Annotated in this window: 1 pseudogene; it reads right to left on the reverse strand. The window is 51.4% G+C overall.

Annotated features, from left to right (window positions below):
- A pseudogene (locus tag LJE08_RS14745) lies at positions 1-218 on the reverse strand (hypothetical protein); the annotation flags it as partial.

A 218-nucleotide genomic window follows, 5' to 3' on the forward strand; every position in this document is an offset into this window, starting at 1 on the left:
CAAGCCAGCAAACCAGTTCAGCCAGCGTCGTTTGGCATAAGGATAATCCGCCATTGCTCCTAAAAAAGGCGCTAAAAGCGAAACGACCAAAGTCCCCGCGCTGTTGGCATATCCCCATAATGCCGTTGAGAGAGCGGCTGAGATCCCATTCTGGTGAGCAACGGCCTTAAAATATACCGGCAGGACTGCGGTTACGACCAAAATGCCATAACCCGAAT

Origin of the sequence: Holdemanella sp. DFI.5.55, assembly GCF_020593575.1 — a bacterium.
Classification (GTDB): domain Bacteria; phylum Bacillota_I; class Bacilli_A; order Erysipelotrichales; family Erysipelotrichaceae; genus Holdemanella; species Holdemanella hominis.